Source organism: Amycolatopsis sp. NPDC003861, from assembly GCF_053605405.1.
Genome location: NZ_JBSGJD010000227.1, coordinates 1 through 15,957, shown reverse-complemented (window position 1 = coordinate 15,957; position 15,957 = coordinate 1). Strand labels below are relative to the sequence as shown.

Below are 15,957 nucleotides of genomic sequence, written 5' to 3'. Positions count from 1 at the left end.
GCCGCCGCTTCCGGCGCCACCGCGAACGCGGCCGCGATCGCGATCACCGGACCGAGCAGAAGATCCTTGAAGCGCATAGGCGATTTTGCTGACACCCCAACAACGTCGGCAACGTCAGGCGGGTGTCGTCACCGGGAAGCGTGTGCCCGGATCGGGTGGATTCGGCCGCACCCCGTGGGGTAGCCGCCGACTCATGCACGCAACGAGCGGCCGCGGGGCGTACCGCGCCGGGCACCCCGTCGGCGAGGCCGAGGGCGCGGCGGCCCGGCAGGAAGAACCGTTGGGAGCGCCGGGAAAGCCGCTCGACCGCCGCTCGCCGTTCTTCACCGGGCTGCTCGCCGCGGCCGGCGTGGTCGTCACGATCGCGGTCGTCGAACTCCTCCTCGCCGCGTCCGACGTCCTGCTCCTGATCGGCATCGCGTTCTTCCTCGCCGTCGGGCTCGAGCCGGTGACCGCCCGCCTCACGCGCCGCGTGCCCCGCGCGCTGGCCACCGCGGTGGTCGTCGTGACCGGCCTGGTCGTCCTCGGCGGCGCCATCGCCGCGGCCGCCGTCCCCTTGGCCGATCAGGCGACGCAGCTGCAGGACGGCGCCCCGCGGTACCTGACCCTGCTGCGCGACCACGGCACCCTGCTCGGCCGGGCCAACGAAGCCTTCGGCCTGGAAGCCGCCGTCCGGTCCGTCCGGCTGTCCGACGTCGCGAAATCGCTCGCGGCGCTGCTCGGGGACGCCCTGATCGTCGTCGTGCTCGCCACCTACTTCGTCGCCGACTTCCCGCGGATCCGCACCGCGCTCTACCGGCTGGCCCCGCGGTCCCGGCGGCCGCGGGTGATCCTGATCGGCGACGCGGTCTTCCGGAAGGTGGGCGCGTACCTCGTCGGCAACGTCGTCGTGTCGCTGATCGCCGGAGCCGCCACCTTCGCCTGGCTCTGGGCGTTCGACGTGCCCTACTCGCTCGTGCTCGCGGTGCTCGTCGCCGTGCTGGACCTGGTGCCGGTCGCGGGTTCGGTGGCGGGCGGCGCCGGCACGACCCTCGTCGCGCTCACGGTGTCGGTGCCGGTCGGGCTCGCCACCTTGGGCTTCTTCGTCGGCTACCGGCTGGTGGAGGACTACGTGCTGCTGCCGAAGATCGTCGGCCGCGCCGTCCGGGTCCCCGCGCTCGTCACCGTCGTCGCCGTGCTGCTCGGGTTCGAGCTGCTCGGCGTCGTCGGCGCGTTCGTCGCGGTGCCGGTCGCGGCCGCGGTGCTGCTCGTCGTGCGGGAAGTGGCCGTGCACCGGCTCGACCGGACATGAGGAAACCGCCGAGCGGGGCACACCCCGCGCGGCGGTCCGACCGGATGGGTCAGTTGCCCTGGGCGGTCCCGCCGTCGGCGATCTCACCGGCGGCGCAGTTCTCCGGGTTCTGGCCCTCGGCCTCGTGCTCGCCCGGGGAGAGCACCGGGACGCCGATGCCGTTGGCGGTGTCCTGCACCGGCACCTGGACGCCGAGGACGTTGACGTTGTCGTCGCAGACGCCGCCGACGACGTTCAGGTTGTGCACGGCGTCGAGGTTCTGCACGTTGCCGACGAGACCGAACTGGTCGGTGGAGTCGATCGGGTGGCCGGCGACGCTGACGTTGGCCGCGGACGCGGATCCGCCGAGCACCGCCATCCCGGCGGCGAGGGTGGTGGCGACGAAGCCGAGCTGCTTGATCACGAGAGAACTACTCCTTCTGGGAACCCGCCGGAGGAGCCCGGCGGGGGATCGGGGAAAGGGAACGGGCCCGGCTTCGGTTCGCCGGGCCCGCGAAGATCCGTTAGGGTGCGGTCAGGCCGGGTGGGACCGGCGCACTTCTCCAGCGTCGTGGCCGGTCCCACCCGGGTCGGCGCCGTCCGGCGTCGCGGCGTGCCCGGAACGCGGAACCGGAGTGTGCAGCTCGCTCCGTGTTCCGGGCGCGCGGTGCGGCGTCGGCACTGGCGACCGTTTTCCCGTGCCCGGAGCCGGCTTCCGCACGCACGGGCGGCTCCGGGCACGGAAAACTCAGTGCCCCTGGCTGGTGCCGCCGTCGGACAGGCCGCTCGCGGCGCAGTTGGAGGGCGATTCGCCGCTGGCCTCATGCGAGCCCGGCGACAGGATCGGCACGCCGATGCCGTTGAGCGAGTCCTGCACCGGCACCTGGACGCCGAGGACGTTGACGTTGTTGCCGCACAGGCCGAGCGTCCCGTTGACGTTGTGGAGCACGTCGGTGTTGTTCAGGTTCACCAGGCCGACCTGGCCGGTGTAGTCGTAGCCGCCGTACTGGTGGCTCTGGTGGTGCCCGTGGTGGTGGTGCCCCTCCGGGGTGTCGGCCGCGGCGATGCCGCCGGCCAGGAACGCGCCGGCCGCCGCGGTGGCCGTGACGAACCCGATCTTCTTCAGCATGGATTGCTCCTCGGTGAACGATGTTCGGAGAACAGGACGGCAGTGAAGGTGTGTTCTCCGTCCTGTGTGAGGGAAAGGTACTGACGGCGGGGCGCGGTTTCCACTTCGTGCCACCATCGTGTGGGTACCGCGAGCCTCTGACCACGCCGGGTGTGGTCCGATCGGGTTAGTTGTTGTCTCCCAACTACTTCCAAGCTTTCGCTTGCAGGGTAAAGAATGTTCCGGGCACGCGAAAGAGCCCTGCGCCGGGTGGGCGCAGAGCTCTTTGCGGGCATTACCTATTCGGGCCAGGCCTCGGCTTCGGCCGTGAGCGCGGTGGTCACGTCGATTTCGCCCGACCGCACCCGCCACGCGAGCGAGTCCGGCCGGGGCTGCAGAAGGTGCCACCCGACGACGTCTTCGTCGCGGTAGCAGGGGTTTTCGTCGTCGCCGATGCCGAGTGCGGCGAAGTACTGGCGGGCGGGCCAGGTTTCGGGAACCCAGGCGCGGGCCCAGCGCACGACGATCCTCGCGAGGTCGTTGCGGCCGTCCGCCGGGTGGATCAGGCGGTCGCCGGTGGTGCAGATCAGGCGTGGTGTGTAGGTCGCGCCGAGTGGCGCGACGGCGAGTTCAGTGTTCATTCCTCCCCCGGTCCACGACAGTGGACGGTGTTGCCCGGCTCGGATGCGCTGCTGCGCTTGCGAAATGGGGAAGGACGGCCGGAGGCGGACGAGCGCACGCGGCGCGTCCCTGCACGGCTCCGTCTTGAACCGGCGACCATCTTACAAAGGACGGGAGGGAGCCGGAAACCGGGCCCCGCCGTCTTCGCCCGTTCCCGTGACGGCGCGAGTGGATGCGGCCGGCGGGGGTACGCCCCGGAAGACCGATTTCCGGAACGGAAGGAAGAACCGGGATGAACCACAAGGCAGGCAAGCTCTGCTGCGCCGGCGTGGCGGCCGCGGCCTTCGCGCTGACGGCCGCGGTGCCGGCATCGGCGGCGCCGGAGTTCGCGGCACCGGCGTGGCACCAGCAGACCGACAACGACGGCACGAACGACGGAAACAACGGCGACGACAACGACGACAACGGCCTGTGGGGCCTGCTCGGCCTGGTCGGCTTGCTGGGCCTGGCGGGCTTGGTGCGGCGCGGCCCCAAACCGGGAGCGATGGCGGGATACCCGGCGGCCGGCGCGAACCCGCCGGCGAACGCGTACCCGCCGGCCGAGCCGCGGCGGAACCCGCCCGGCGCTTGAGAGGTTGCGCCGTAGGGCCGGCCCCCACCGGGCGCTTCGGCGCCACCCGTTCGGCGCAACGGGCTTTCGGCCGCGTGGTTTTCGCCGGCCGCTCGAGCGCCGTCGAAACCCCCAGCCCGGCAACCGCCGGCCGTCAGTTCTGCCCTCTGCACCTCGCCGTTATCTATACCGCACACCCGAAATCCGCCCGGAGCCGGGGCACCACGACGACCGCGCCCCTGATCACAGCCGGGCGTCGGAGCACCGCAGAACCCGCACACCCGAGGACCACCCGGAGCCGGGGCACCACGAGCACCACGAGCCTGCCCACCCGGTGTCCGAGCACCGCAGAGCCCGCACTCCCGGCTGCCGCCGGATGCCCGGGTGACCCTGGTGCCGCGCACCGCGATTCCTCTCCTCTTCGCGCAGAACGTCCCGGCGCCGTCGGGCGTCGGGACGTTCTGCGTTTCCTTCTCTCCGAATGGCGCCCAGTTGTCAGGTCTCGGCACCGAGGAGGCCACAACGACCGGAAAACCGATCCCGTGGCCGCCACCCAGATTAGCGAAGCGCTCGCCGCGCAAGAAGTGTTTTCGCATCGTACCCTACTTAAGAGTGGCTTTCCCACCCCGTGGCAAATGCGCATGATTACCCATCATTTCTTCCCTTAAACCTCACGATCAGGTGAAAGTCCCGCATCACCCGGATCTGGCACCGCTCGCACCTTCGGTGAAGAAAACCCCGCCGATTCAGCCGTATATCGTAACCGTCCGACACGGACGAGTGATGGCATCACCGCCCGTAGTCGTCGCAGAAAAGCGTCGAAGAACCGCTTCACGCGATGTCGATGTTTGTTCCGGGGAACTCGCGAGACACGTACACCGTGCGAAATCAACCGGCGCCACCGGCCCCCGACATCCGCTCGCGTTATCGCCGATCGGCGCTCACCATGATCGCAGTCGGCATCGCACAATCTCCGAGGAGTACGACATGAAAAGTGCACTGACCCGAGCGCTCACGGTGTTCGTCACCGCGGCCGCGGTGACCTTGACGGGCGTGGGTGTGGCGACGGCGGGCGGGCCCGGCGGCAGCGGATCGTCGAGCACCACCAGCGCCGCGGCGGAGGTCCAGGGCCTGCGCGACCAGCTGACGTCGCGGGCGGACAACGGGGACGTGCCCGGCACGCAGGCCACCCTCGCCCGCCTCGACCCGCTGCTGTCGGATCTGGCCCAGGGCAAGCGGTACACCGTCCAGGCCGCGGCCAAGGACAGCGCGGCCACGGCGCAGAAGGACACCGCCGAAGCGCGCAAGGGCGTCGACGAACTCGCCGGCAAGCTGGCGGCCCGCCAGTCGCTGCCGCCGGTGTCGGCCCTGCTCAACGCGCTGCTGCAGCGGGTGCTGATCAGCCTGTCCGCGCTGGTGAACGACCTTCTCGGCGGGCTGCCCGTCCCGGTCGGCTGAGCCGGCCGGTCCCCCGGACGGACAAGCCGGCGACGGCCCGGCGCGGTTCCTCCCGCGCCGGGCTTTCGTCGTCCCGCACGAAGAAGCCCGGTACGGCGGGACCGCACCGGGCTTTCGTTGCCGCACAGGCTATTCGTAGACGACGTAAGCGGGCGTGGGGCTCAGCGCCAGGACGTCCGCCGGGGTCATCAGGTCCGCTCCGCGGCGGGTGTCCTCCTCGAAGAACAGCTTGAAGCCCGGCCGCACGTGGGCGGGCATGGTCGTCATCAGCGTCTTCCAGGTCGCCTTCTTGGCGGCGGCCGAACCGATGCCGTCGACCACCTTGACGACCGAAACCCCCTTGTGCGGCTTGAGGAGCTGCTCGTCCTGCACGACCGACGCGGCGACCTGGTGGTAGATCATGATCTTGGCGGGCAGGCGGTGCGCGTCGGCCAGGCCGCCGAGGTAGCGGGCGACCCCGTCGAGCTCGGCGCCGGTCGTGCGGCCGAACTTCTTGCCCGGGATGACGCCCGGTTCGACGGCCCATTCGGGGTCGAGCGCGACGCCGACGTCGGGCTCGGTCAGCCAGCGCTCGTACGCCTGGACCTCGGGCAGGAAGTCGGCGCGGCCGGGCTGGATGTTCAGCAGCAGCAAGCCGTTCATCGCCCGCGCGGCGTCGAGGTAGTCCCGCACGGTCGAGTCCTCGCAGCGGCTGCGGAACATGCCGTCCTCGCCGGGCGAGCGGTGCACGGTGGTGGCGATCAGCTCGACGACCGGGGTGACCGGACGTCCCTGCGGGAACGTCTCGATCTGGCGGCGCAGCGCGCTGCTCGCTTCGGTGAGATCACCGGTCATCCGGCCGAGCGCCTTCGCGCCGGGAGCACCGCAAAAGCCGACGAGCAAACCCTTTTCGAGCGGGTTCGGGGGTGGTGGCGGCGGTGGCGCCGCGACGGCTGCCGGGGCGGGCACGGCCAGCGCCCTCCCCCGCTGCAGCGCACCGCACGCGCTCGTGGCCAAGCCCGCGAGAGCGGCGGTGAGGACCAGGCGTCGATCGAAGGTTCGTTCGGCGGCGACCGCCTTTTTCGGGACCATCGCGGGAAAATACCCGTCGGCGATCTTCGCCAAACCCGTATCCCGCCGATCACCGAATCGTGCCGGGACCGCTTTCGAAGTCATGGTCCCGGCCTGCGGAAACGCGGATTTTTGCGCGGTGGCGCGCAGTTCCGCGCTCACCCGACCCGGTGGCCCGGCCCGCACCCGCGGCGGCCCGGACGCACACTTCCGGCATGCGTTGCCTTTTCCGGTTCGGGTTCACCGCTGTCTTCGCGTTGGCGGCCTGTGGTGGCCCCGCACCCGTCGCCCCGGCGCCCGCCCCGCCGCGTCCGGAGCCCGCCGCCGCGCCGGCCCGCATCACGCCCGCCGCCGCGCGTCAGGTGGGCGCCGACGAGCTGGGCCGGGTGCCGGTGCTGATGTACCACCGCATCGTCGCGCAGCCGAAGTCGGTCTACGAGCGCACGCCCGCCGACTTCACGGCGGAACTCGAGCGCCTCGCGGCCGAGGACTACGTCCCGATCACGACGGCGGAACTGGTGTCCCGCCGCCTCGACCTCCCGGCGGGGGCGCACCCGGTGGTCCTGACGTTCGACGACGGCGACCCGACGGTGTTCCGCCTGAGCCCGCAGGGCCGGCCGGAGGCGGGAACGGCGATCCGCATCCTGCTCGACGTCGCGGCGGCGCACCCGCGGTTCCGCCCGGTGGCAAGCTTGTACGTCAACGAGCACCCGTTCGGCGGCGACCCGGACGGCCGCGCACTGCGCTGGCTCGCCGACCACGGTTTCGAGATCGGCAACCACACGCGCCACCACACGAACCTGCGCACGGCCACGGAAGCCGCGGCCACGGCGGCGATCGCGGAGGAGGACGCGCTGATCCGCCAGGCGGTGCCGGGTTACCAGCCGAAGACCTTGGCGCTGCCGTACGGGAGCCGCCCGCATCGGCCGGGCCTGGCGGTCCAGGGCCCGGGTTACGCGTACGGCGGCGCGCTCCTGGTGGGAGCGGGCCCGGCACCAGCACCGTGTTCGAGCAAGTTCGACCCGGCGGCGATCCCCCGCATCCGCTCGCAGTCGGCGGGCAAGGAGTCGGAGTACGGATCGGCCCACTGGCTCGACGAGCTGGGAGCGCCATCGGCCCACCGCTACACATCGGACGGCGACCCGTCGACGGTGTCGTACCCGCGGTCCGAGGGCGCGGTGGCGCCGGAGTGTGCGAGCGTGGCCCTTGCCTACTGAACGCCACCCGATGGCGCGGGTGGATTGGCTCCCCCAGCCGCGCCGCCGACCGCAGCCCGGGACGGCGGTGAGGTCGCCCCGCATCCCGGCCCCGGCGGTTCCGGTCGAGGGAAGCGCGGCTGCACCGCCGGTTGCGCCGGGTCGCGTGGCGGCGGCACCGGCTCAGGTCGCTGCGGCCCCGGTGGCTCCGGTCGAGGAGGGCCCGGCTGCGCCGCAGTTCGCGGCTGGGCGCCCGGCGGCGGCCCGCGAGGCGCAGGTCGCTGCGGCCCCAGTGGCTCCGGTCGAGGAAAAAGCGGCTGCACCGCGGGTCGCGCTGGGCCGCCCGGCGGCGATCCCGACGCGCGAGGCTCAGGTCGCTGCGGCGCAGGCGACTGCGGCCCCGATGGCTCCGCCCGCGCCGAGTCGCCCGGCCATGCCGAGCCCAGCATCCGCGCCGGGGCCACGCACATCCGCCGAAGCAACGATCGCGCCGACCCACCCCGCCGCACCGAGCCCGGCACTCACCCCCGAGCCACGAACCACAACCGAAACGGCGGCCCCGCCCGGCCCAACTCACCCGGCAACCACGAGCCCCTCCTCCGCTCCCGAGCCGACCCGCCCCTCCAAACACCCCGGCACCCTCTCCGTCGCCCCCGCGATCTCGGTCGGCCCGCCGGCCCCCCGTGTCCCCCACCCCCGCGCCGCCACCCCCGAACCACCCGCCCCACCCCTCGCACCGCCGGCCCCCAAGCCGGACCAAGCCGCCTGGTGGCCGCCCGCCGTGCTTGTCTTCGCCGTTGCTCTTGCCCTCGCCCTTCTTCTCACCCCCGAAGCCGCCCAGCCGCGGCGGGTCTCCGGGGTTGCCTCCGCCCAGCCCACCACGGAGACCGCTCCCCCCAAACCCGCCCCCGAATCCGCCGCCCTGCCCGAAGGTGTTCCCGTCACCGAAGCCGGCGATGGGGCCTGGCACGTCGTGCCCGGCGGTGGGCACGACATCGGTACCGGGGAAAAGCTCCTCACCTACACCGTCGAAATCGAGGACGGTGTCGACCTCGCCGGCTTCGGCCACGACGTCGACGCCATTCTCGCCGACCCTCGTGGCTGGGCCGGCCGCGGCGACGTCACCTTCCGGCGGGTCGACGGCGACGATCCCGACGTCCGGATCAGCCTGACCACCCCCGGCACCGCGCGGCGCCCGGACCTCTGCGGCTTCAGCATCCCCTTCGACTCCTCCTGCCGCCTCTCGCGCGAGCACCGGATCGTCGTCAACCTCGCCCGGTGGCTGCGCGGCGCCCACTCCTACGACGGCGACCTCCCCGGCTACCGCGCCTACGCCATCAACCACGAGATGGGCCACGCCCTCGGCCTCGGCCACGTCAGCTGTCCCGCCTCCGGCGCGCCGGCGCCGGTGATGATGCAGCAGACCTTCGGGCTCTCCAACACCTACCTCGCGAACCTCAACCGCGCCGAACCCGGGGCCGCCACGAAGGTCCGGCCGGACGGCGCCGTGTGCCGCCCGAACCCCTGGCCGCGCTGACTGGTTTGGACCGCCGCCCGGCGGGGTACCCGCCGCCCCTCTGGGAGGGGTGTGCCATGGTGCGGAAACTTCTGGCCGGTACGACGACGATCCTGCTTCTCGCCGGGTGCGGCGGGGTCGGCCGCGGTGGCGGTCCCGAAGCCACCTTGACGACCATGGGCTTCGGCCTCGGCGACGAAATCGCCACCACCCGGGCCGACCTGGCGGGCAAGGCGATTGCGCCCGCCACCGTCAAGATCGGCGGCAGTGCCTTCGACGCCCAGCAGTTCCTCGCCTCCGTCGCGTCGCACACCCCACCGGACCTCGTCTACCTCGACCGGCAGCTCCTCGGCACCTACGCCGCCCGCGGCACCCTCGAACCCCTCACCGACTGCATCGCGAAGCAGCACATCGACGTCAGCCAGTACCGGCCGGCCGCGCTCAAGGAAGTCACCCTCGACGGCAAGGTCTACGGCCTGCCCGAGTTCTACGACAACCGGGTCCTGCTGGTGAACGACGCCGCCGTCGAAGCGGGCGGGCTGACTCCCCGGGACGTCGATCCCGCGGACCGGGCGAAGCTGACCACGGCCGCGCAGAAACTCACCGTCCGCAGCGGCGGCGGGCTGTCGCGGATCGGCTTCGACCCGAAGATCCCCGAGTTCCTCCCGCTGTGGGCCAAGGCCAACGGTGTCCGGATGCTCAGCGACGACGGCCGCACCGCGCACCTCGACGATCCGCGGCTGGCCGAAGCCCTGACGTACGCCAAGTCGCTGATCGACGCCCAGGGCGGCTGGAGCACGGTCAAGGCCTTCCGCGACTCGTTCGACTTCTTCGGCGAGAAGAACCCGTTCAAGCAGGGCCAGCTGGCCGCCACCCTGATGGACGACTGGTACCTCAACGTCCTCGCGAACTACTCCCCCGACGTGCGGATCTCCGCGGCGCCGTTCACCGACACCGCCGGCACCCCGATCGACTGGGTCACCGGCAGCGCCTGGGTGATCCCGGCCGGGAGCACCCACAAGGAGCAGGCCTGCACCTGGATCAAGACGATGACCGACGCGCCGGCGTGGGTGGCCGCCGCCAAGGCGCGCGCCGAGAAGCGGAAAGCCGCCGGCAAGGCGTTCACCGGCGTCTACACCGGCAACCGCGTCGCCGACCAGGAGATCTTCGGCAGTCTCGTGCAGCTGGCGGACCGGCCCGCGTTCGACGCCGCCGTCCGCACCGTGCTGAAAGCCCAGGACAACGCCTTCACCATGCCCGCCTCCCCGGCCGGTTCCGAGTTCAAGACGGCGTGGCAGAACGCCGTCAACCGGGTGCTTTCGGGCGAGCAGCAGCCCGCCGACGCCCTGCGCCAGGGCCAGCAGGAAGCTCAGCGGGCGCTGGACGCCGCCCGGTGAAGCGGCGTACGCGAGACGCCTGGGCCGCGTATGCCTTCCTGTCCCCCTGGATGATCGGGTTCGTCGTCTTCATGGCGCTGCCGATGATCGCCAGCCTGGTGCTCTCCTTCACCGACTACGACGCCCTGCGCTCGCCGGACGCCGTCGGCTGGGCCAACTACCAGCGGCTCCTGGACGATCCGGCGGTGCGCAAGAGCTTGGTCAACACGCTCGTGTACACCGTCATGTCGGTGCCCGCCACGATGGCCGTCTCGCTGGCGCTGGCCTCGCTCCTCACGCGGGCCGGGCGCCGGTCGGCCGGGTTCTTCCGCACCGTGTTCTACCTGCCCGAAATCACCCCGAAGGTCGCCGTCGGCGTGCTGTTCCTGATCCTGTTCAACGGTCAGGCCGGCCTGGTCAACGCCGCGCTCGGGCTGGTCGGCATCGACGGTCCACAGTGGAGCACCGACGGCCCGTGGGTGAAGCCGGGCCTGGTGCTCATGCACCTGTGGTCGGTCGGCAGCACGGTGGTGATCTACCTGGCCGCGCTGCGCGGCGTGCCGCGGGAGCTGTACGAGGCCGCCGAGCTCGACGGCGCGTCGGCGTGGCAGCGGTTCCGGCGGATCACCGTCCCGATGATCAGCGGCGCGCTGTTCTTCACCTTGATCGTCCAGACGATCGCGGCGCTGCAGTCGTTCGACGAGGCCTACACCGCGTTCTACGGCTCCGCGGCCTCGGCGACCTACAGCAACGACGCGGCGCTGTTCTACCTGATCTACCTCTTCCAGCAGGCCTTCGAGTTCCTCCACCTCGGGTACGCCTCGGCGATGGCGTGGCTGCTGTTCGTCGTCATCCTGGCGATCACGCTCGTGCAGGTCCGGCTGAGCCGCCGGTTCGTGTACTACGAAGGCGGTGACCGGTGACGGCCCGCCGGGCGGTCCGCTGGACGGCGCTGGCCGCGGCGACGGTGCTGTTCCTCTACCCGTTCGTCTGGCTGCTCAGCGCCTCGGTGAAGCCGCGCGCGCAGGTCTTCGACAACGTGCTCATCCCCCGCACCTGGGCCTGGGACAACTACGTCGAGATCTGGCGGGCGGCGCCGGTCGCGGCCTGGTTCGTCAACAGCGTCGTGGTGTCGCTGGCGGCGGCCGTGGCGGTGACGCTGACCAGTTCGCTGGTGGCGTTCGGCTTCACGTACTTCCGCTTCCCCGGCCGCACCGCGCTCTTCGGTCTGGTGCTGGCCACGATGATGCTCCCGGCCGCGGTGACGATGATCCCGGTGTACCTGATCTGGAACAGCGTGGGCCTGGCGCACACGCAGGTGCCGCTGTGGGCGGGGAACCTGTTCGGCAGCGCGTTCTACATCTTCCTGCTGCGCCAGTTCTTCCTCGGCCTGCCGCGCGAGGTGTTCGAGGCCGCGCGCGTCGACGGCGCGAGCCACTGGACGCTGTTCTGGCGCATCGCCGTGCCGCTGTGCCGCCCGGCGCTGATCGTCAGTTTCGTGTTCGAGCTCAAGGCGAGCTGGTCGGACCTGCTCAAGCCGCTGATCTACCTGCGCGACCCGGCACTGTACACGCTGCCCCGCGGGCTCAAGGCGCTGTCCGACCAGTTCGGCCAGGCCGGCGAGCAGCGGTGGGAGATCGTGCTGGCCGGCAGTGTCATCACGACCGTGCCGCTGCTGATCGTGTTCTTCGTGGCCCAGCGCCACTTCCTCGCCGGGATCACGACGGAGGGTCCCACGGCCACTCGGTGAGCGCGGTGCGCATCAGGCGGGCCGCAGCGGGCAGGCGGTCGCCCGCGGCCCAGAACAGCGTGATCGTGCGCCGGCAGTCCGGGCTGTCCACCGGGACCCAGGCGACCGGCACCTGCGCGGCGACGCGGCGGGCCATCGCCGGGTTGAGCCCGACGCCCATCCCGGCGCTGATGAGTTCCTGGATCGCGCCCGGTTCGTCGCCCTCGAAGACGATCTTCGGCGTCAGGTCGCGGGTGGCGAAGAGCCGGTCGAGCAGCCGCCGGTGCCAGTGCCCGCGCCGCGCGGTGACGAACGGCTCGCCGGCGAGGTCGTCGACGCCCACCGAGGCGCGGTCCGCCAGCCGGTGCCCGAGCGGGGTGGCCAGCAGCACCGGCTCGTCGAGCAGCCGCACCCCGGCCAGTCCTTCGTCGGGGATCGGTTGCGAGGCAACGCACAGGTCGACCTCGTGGGCCCGCAGCGCCCGCGCCATCGCCTCGGCGGGCAGCTGGTGCAGCTCGATCTCGACGTCCGGGTGGGCCCGCTTGAACGCGGCGAGCGGCCGGGTGAGCGTGAGGAAGGTTTCCGACGCCAGCCGCACCGTGCCGAAGCCCTCCGCGTCGGCGACCGCCCGCCGCCCCGCGTCCAGCTCCCCGAGGGCGCGCTCGACATAGCCGCGGAAGAGCTTTCCGGCGTCGTTGAGCCGGAGCCGGCCCGCTCGGTCGAACAACGGCGTGCCGAGCTCGTTCTCCAGCCGCGCGATGGTGCGGCTCAGCGACGGCTGGGCGACGCGCAGCTCTTCGGCCGCGCGGCTGAGGTGCTCCAGCCGGGCCACCACGAGGAACTGCCGCAGCGTCCCCAGGTCCACGTCATGCCTCCCGCGTCATAACGGCATAGCGATATTGATCTTAGACATGATGACTTCCCGGTCATAGCTTCGGAGTGTGGAAAGAACCGGGAAAGCGAGTGGGGTGCTGCGGGTCGTGGCGAGCGCGCACCTGGTGGCGATCGCCGGCCAGCCGGTGTTCGCGGGGGTGTACCTCAGCGGCGACTACGACGGCCTGCGCCTGCACGCGACCGGGGCCGACGTCGTCACGTCGCTCGGGTACGTGCAGCTGATCGTCGCAATCGTGGTGTGGATCCGGTTGCGGCGGGCGTGGCCGTTCGCCGCCACGGCGGCGGTGGCCGCCGCGGAGACCGTCCAGTACTTCGCCGGGCTGGACGGCGCGTTGTGGCTGCACCTGCCGCTGGGCGTACTGACCGTCGCCGGGCTGGTCGTGCTGGTCGTCGCCCTGTGGCGCCGGTGGTGGGAGGCCGTCGATGCGTGATCTGAGCCGTCGCCAGGTGCTGCGCCTCGGCGGCGCCTTCGGCCTGCTTACCGCCACCGGGCTGTCCACCGCGGCCGCGCTGTCCCGGCGGCCGGCGCTCACCGGCGCCGAACTCCGCAGCGCCGTCCCGCTGCCACCGCCGTTCCGGGTGCCGCTGCCGCTGCCCCGGGTGCTGTCACCAGTCGCTCCCGGACGCTACGAGATCACCCAGCGCGTGGCGGACATCGAGATCCTGCCTGGGATCCGGACGCCGATGTGGACCTACGACGGCACGTTCCCGGGGCCGACGATCGAGTCGCGCCGGGGTGAGCCGATCACCGTGACCCACCGCAACGAACTGCCCGTGCCGACCGTCGTGCACCTCCACGGCGGCCGGACGCCCGCGGACTCCGACGGCTACCCGACCGACCTCGTGCTGCCCGCGGACTGGACTCCCGCCCACCACGCGATGCCCGACCCGCGGGCCGTGCGGACGCGCCTCACCCGCAGCTACACGTTCCCGCTCGACCAGCGGCCGGCGCTGCTGTGGTACCACGACCACCGGATGGACTTCACGGCTCCGGCGATCTGGCGCGGCCTCGCCGGACTGCACATCGTGCGCGACGACGCCGAAGAAGCGCTCGGGCTTCCCGCGGGAGCACGGGAACTGCCGCTGCTGATCGCCGACCGTGCGTTCGCCGCCGACGGCAGCCTCGACTACCCGTCGGTGGACGGGACCCTCCGGGACCGGCCGGGCGTGCGGGAGAGCTTCCTGGGCGGCGTGCTCGGCGACGTGCTCCTGGTCAACGGCGCGCCGTGGCCGGTGCACGAAGTGGACGCGGCGAGGTACCGGCTGCGGATCCTCAACGCGTCGAACGCCCGGCACTACGAACTCGAGGCGGTCACCGACGACGGGCGCCGGCTTCCGCTCGTCCAGATCGGCGCCGACCAAGGGCTGCTCGCCGCGCCCGTCACGCACGCCACCCTGCCGATCGGGCCGGCCGAGCGCTACGACGTCGTCGCCGACTTCGCGGGCGTCCCGGTCGGCGGCCGCGTCCGGCTGCGCAACCGGCTCGGCTCCGGCCGCACCGCCGAGGTGATGGCCTTCCGGGTCGCGCGCCGCGCCCGGGACGACAGCCGCGTTCCCGCTGTCCTGTCGACGGATCTGCCGTCGTGGGACCGGCCGGCCCGGGTCCGCGACTTCTCCTTCCGCGCCGGGCAGCTGGAGCACGGGCGCGGCTGGGTGATCGACGGGCGGGCGTTCGACCCGGCCCGCACGGACGTCACCGTCCCCCTCGGCGACGTCGAGGTGTGGCGGCTCGTCGCCGACGTCCACCACCCGGTGCACCTGCACCTGGCGGGGTTCCGCGTGCTCTCGCGCGGCGGGCGGCCGCCGCTGCCGCACGACGCCGGGCTCAAGGACACCGTTGCGCTGCGCCCGGGTGAAGCGGCGGAGATCATCACCCGCTTCGACGGCTACCGCGGCCGGTACCTCTTCCACTGCCACAACGCCGAACACGAGGACATGGGCATGATGGCGAACCTCGAAATCACCTGACACGGGCTGTCGCGCTTCGTCACCCGGTCGTGGCGGGGTCGATCTCCAACGGGGGTCGGCAAACCCGTCCCGACCACCTGCGGCGCGGGTTCCGCTGGGCCGGACGGGCAAGGACCACGAAGCCCGAGTGAATCTTCTTGTCCCTGCGAAACTCCCGCCACTAGCGTCTTCCGTGAGGGACCGGATCCCTTTGCTGTCAAGGAAACGAACGAGGAGTGCCATCGATGACCGCTCTCGAGAAGCCCGTGACCCGCACCGCGTACCAGCAGTCGGTCGCCGACTACTGGAACGCGGAGAAGGATCCGGTGAACCTCCGGCTGGGCGACGTCGACGGCCTCTACCACCACCACTACGGCCTCGGCGACTACGACCCGGCCGTGCTCGAAGCCCCGGCCGCCACGCGCGACGAAGCGATCATCGCGGAGATGCACCGGCTCGAGACCGCGCAGGCGGACGTCCTGCTCGACCACCTGGGCCCGATCTCGCCGGAGGACCGGCTGCTCGACGCCGGCTGCGGCCGCGGCGGCACGAGCGTCATGGCCCACCTGCGGTTCGGCTGCCAGGTCGACGGAATCTCCATTTCGGAGCAGCAGGTCGGGTTCGCCAACGCGCACGTGCGGCAGCGCGGGATCGACGGCTCGGTGCGCTACCACCTGAAGAACATGCTCGACACCGGCTTCGCATCCGGGGTGTTCCAGGGCATCTGGAACAACGAGAGCACGATGTACGTGGACCTGAACGACCTGTTCGCCGAGCACGCGCGGCAGCTCAAGCCCGGCGGCCGGTACGTGACGATCACCGGGTGCTACAACGACGTCACGGGCGGCCGGTCGCGCGCGGTGAGCCAGATCGACCAGCACTACATCTGCAACATCCACGCCCGCGGCGACTACTTCAAGGCGCTGGCCGCCAACGGGTTCGTGCCGATCAACGTCGTCGACCTGACGGCGGCGACCATCCCCTACTGGGAGCTGCGGGAAAAGTCGTCGGTCGCCACCGGCGTCGAGAAGCCGTTCCTGACCGCCTACCGCGAGGGCAGTTTCCACTACCTGCTGATCGCCGCCGACCGCGTCTGAGGCGGGCGGGGTGACCGGGGAGAGCACCACATGTCCACAGTGGACCGTCGGCGGCCTGCCGGCGGTACCCTTCGGGCTCGGGACG

General features: G+C 71.7%; 16 protein-coding genes. 11 read left to right on the top strand and 5 right to left on the bottom strand.

All coding sequences use genetic code 11. The features are described from left to right. The first annotated feature begins 193 nt into the window (after positions 1–193). The gene (locus ACWEVN_RS37945; protein WP_452054488.1) at positions 194–1,291 is read left to right on the top strand and encodes an AI-2E family transporter; all 1,098 of its coding nucleotides are present in this window, start codon (positions 194–196) and stop codon (positions 1,289–1,291) included. 49 nt (positions 1,292–1,340) lie between these two features. Here the strand turns inward: ACWEVN_RS37945 and ACWEVN_RS37940 are convergent, their stop codons facing one another. From ACWEVN_RS37940 to ACWEVN_RS37930, 3 genes are all read right to left on the bottom strand, one after another. After that, positions 1,341–1,694, bottom strand: coding sequence for a hypothetical protein (locus ACWEVN_RS37940; RefSeq protein WP_452054487.1), 354 nt, complete (start codon positions 1,692–1,694; stop codon positions 1,341–1,343). Positions 1,695–2,018: 324 nt separating this feature from the next. Further along, complete coding sequence (locus ACWEVN_RS37935) at positions 2,019–2,399, bottom strand: hypothetical protein (protein ID WP_452054486.1); 381 nt, start codon at positions 2,397–2,399, stop codon at positions 2,019–2,021. A gap of 278 nt (positions 2,400–2,677) precedes the next feature. After that, positions 2,678–3,019 carry a hypothetical protein gene (locus tag ACWEVN_RS37930; RefSeq protein WP_086843416.1) on the bottom strand — a complete coding sequence of 114 codons (342 nt, stop codon included), beginning with the start codon at positions 3,017–3,019 and terminating at the stop codon, positions 2,678–2,680. Between the two features lie 272 nt (positions 3,020–3,291). On the opposite strand from ACWEVN_RS37930, the gene ACWEVN_RS37925 reads away from it, so the two are divergent. After that, positions 3,292–3,630, top strand: a complete 339-nt coding sequence (locus tag ACWEVN_RS37925; RefSeq protein ID WP_452054485.1) for a WGxxGxxG family protein — start codon at positions 3,292–3,294, stop codon at positions 3,628–3,630. 966 nt (positions 3,631–4,596) lie between these two features. After that, complete coding sequence (locus tag ACWEVN_RS37920) at positions 4,597–5,067, top strand: hypothetical protein (protein WP_452054484.1); 471 nt, start codon at positions 4,597–4,599, stop codon at positions 5,065–5,067. A 129-nt stretch (positions 5,068–5,196) separates the two neighbouring features. On the opposite strand, the gene ACWEVN_RS37915 is transcribed toward ACWEVN_RS37920, so the two are convergent. Beyond that, positions 5,197–6,138, bottom strand: a complete 942-nt coding sequence (locus ACWEVN_RS37915) for a hypothetical protein (RefSeq protein WP_452054483.1) — start codon at positions 6,136–6,138, stop codon at positions 5,197–5,199. A gap of 194 nt (positions 6,139–6,332) precedes the next feature. On the opposite strand from ACWEVN_RS37915, the gene ACWEVN_RS37910 reads away from it, so the two are divergent. From ACWEVN_RS37910 to ACWEVN_RS37890, 5 genes are all read left to right on the top strand, one after another. Next, a complete protein-coding gene (locus tag ACWEVN_RS37910) occupies positions 6,333–7,334 on the top strand; it encodes a polysaccharide deacetylase family protein (RefSeq protein WP_452054482.1) in 1,002 nt (333 codons plus the stop codon). A gap of 760 nt (positions 7,335–8,094) precedes the next feature. Further along, positions 8,095–8,850, top strand: a complete 756-nt coding sequence (locus ACWEVN_RS37905) for a DUF3152 domain-containing protein (protein ID WP_452054481.1) — start codon at positions 8,095–8,097, stop codon at positions 8,848–8,850. Between the two features lie 56 nt (positions 8,851–8,906). Next, positions 8,907–10,226, top strand: coding sequence for an extracellular solute-binding protein (locus ACWEVN_RS37900; protein WP_452054480.1), 1,320 nt, complete (start codon positions 8,907–8,909; stop codon positions 10,224–10,226). Beyond that, a complete protein-coding gene (locus ACWEVN_RS37895) occupies positions 10,223–11,128 on the top strand; it encodes a carbohydrate ABC transporter permease (RefSeq protein ID WP_452054479.1) in 906 nt (301 codons plus the stop codon). Before ACWEVN_RS37900 ends, ACWEVN_RS37895 begins: the two co-directional genes overlap by 4 nt. After that, positions 11,125–11,955, top strand: coding sequence for a carbohydrate ABC transporter permease (locus ACWEVN_RS37890; protein ID WP_452054478.1), 831 nt, complete (start codon positions 11,125–11,127; stop codon positions 11,953–11,955). The genes ACWEVN_RS37895 and ACWEVN_RS37890 overlap by 4 nt, the downstream gene beginning before the upstream one ends. Here the strand turns inward: ACWEVN_RS37890 and ACWEVN_RS37885 are convergent. Beyond that, the gene (locus ACWEVN_RS37885) at positions 11,924–12,799 is read right to left on the bottom strand and encodes a LysR family transcriptional regulator (RefSeq protein WP_452054477.1); all 876 of its coding nucleotides are present in this window, start codon (positions 12,797–12,799) and stop codon (positions 11,924–11,926) included. The genes ACWEVN_RS37890 and ACWEVN_RS37885 overlap by 32 nt on opposite strands. Before the next feature lie 76 nt (positions 12,800–12,875). On the opposite strand from ACWEVN_RS37885, the gene ACWEVN_RS37880 reads away from it, so the two are divergent. From ACWEVN_RS37880 to ACWEVN_RS37870, 3 genes are all read left to right on the top strand, one after another. Further along, positions 12,876–13,259 (top strand): hypothetical protein, encoded by a 384-nt coding sequence (locus ACWEVN_RS37880; protein WP_452054476.1) that lies wholly within the window; start codon positions 12,876–12,878, stop codon positions 13,257–13,259. Continuing rightward, complete coding sequence (locus ACWEVN_RS37875) at positions 13,252–14,796, top strand: multicopper oxidase family protein (RefSeq protein ID WP_452054475.1); 1,545 nt, start codon at positions 13,252–13,254, stop codon at positions 14,794–14,796. The genes ACWEVN_RS37880 and ACWEVN_RS37875 overlap by 8 nt, the downstream gene beginning before the upstream one ends. Positions 14,797–15,020: 224 nt before the next feature. Then, the gene (locus ACWEVN_RS37870) at positions 15,021–15,872 is read left to right on the top strand and encodes a geranyl diphosphate 2-C-methyltransferase (RefSeq protein WP_452054474.1); all 852 of its coding nucleotides are present in this window, start codon (positions 15,021–15,023) and stop codon (positions 15,870–15,872) included. Positions 15,873–15,957 lie beyond the last annotated feature (85 nt).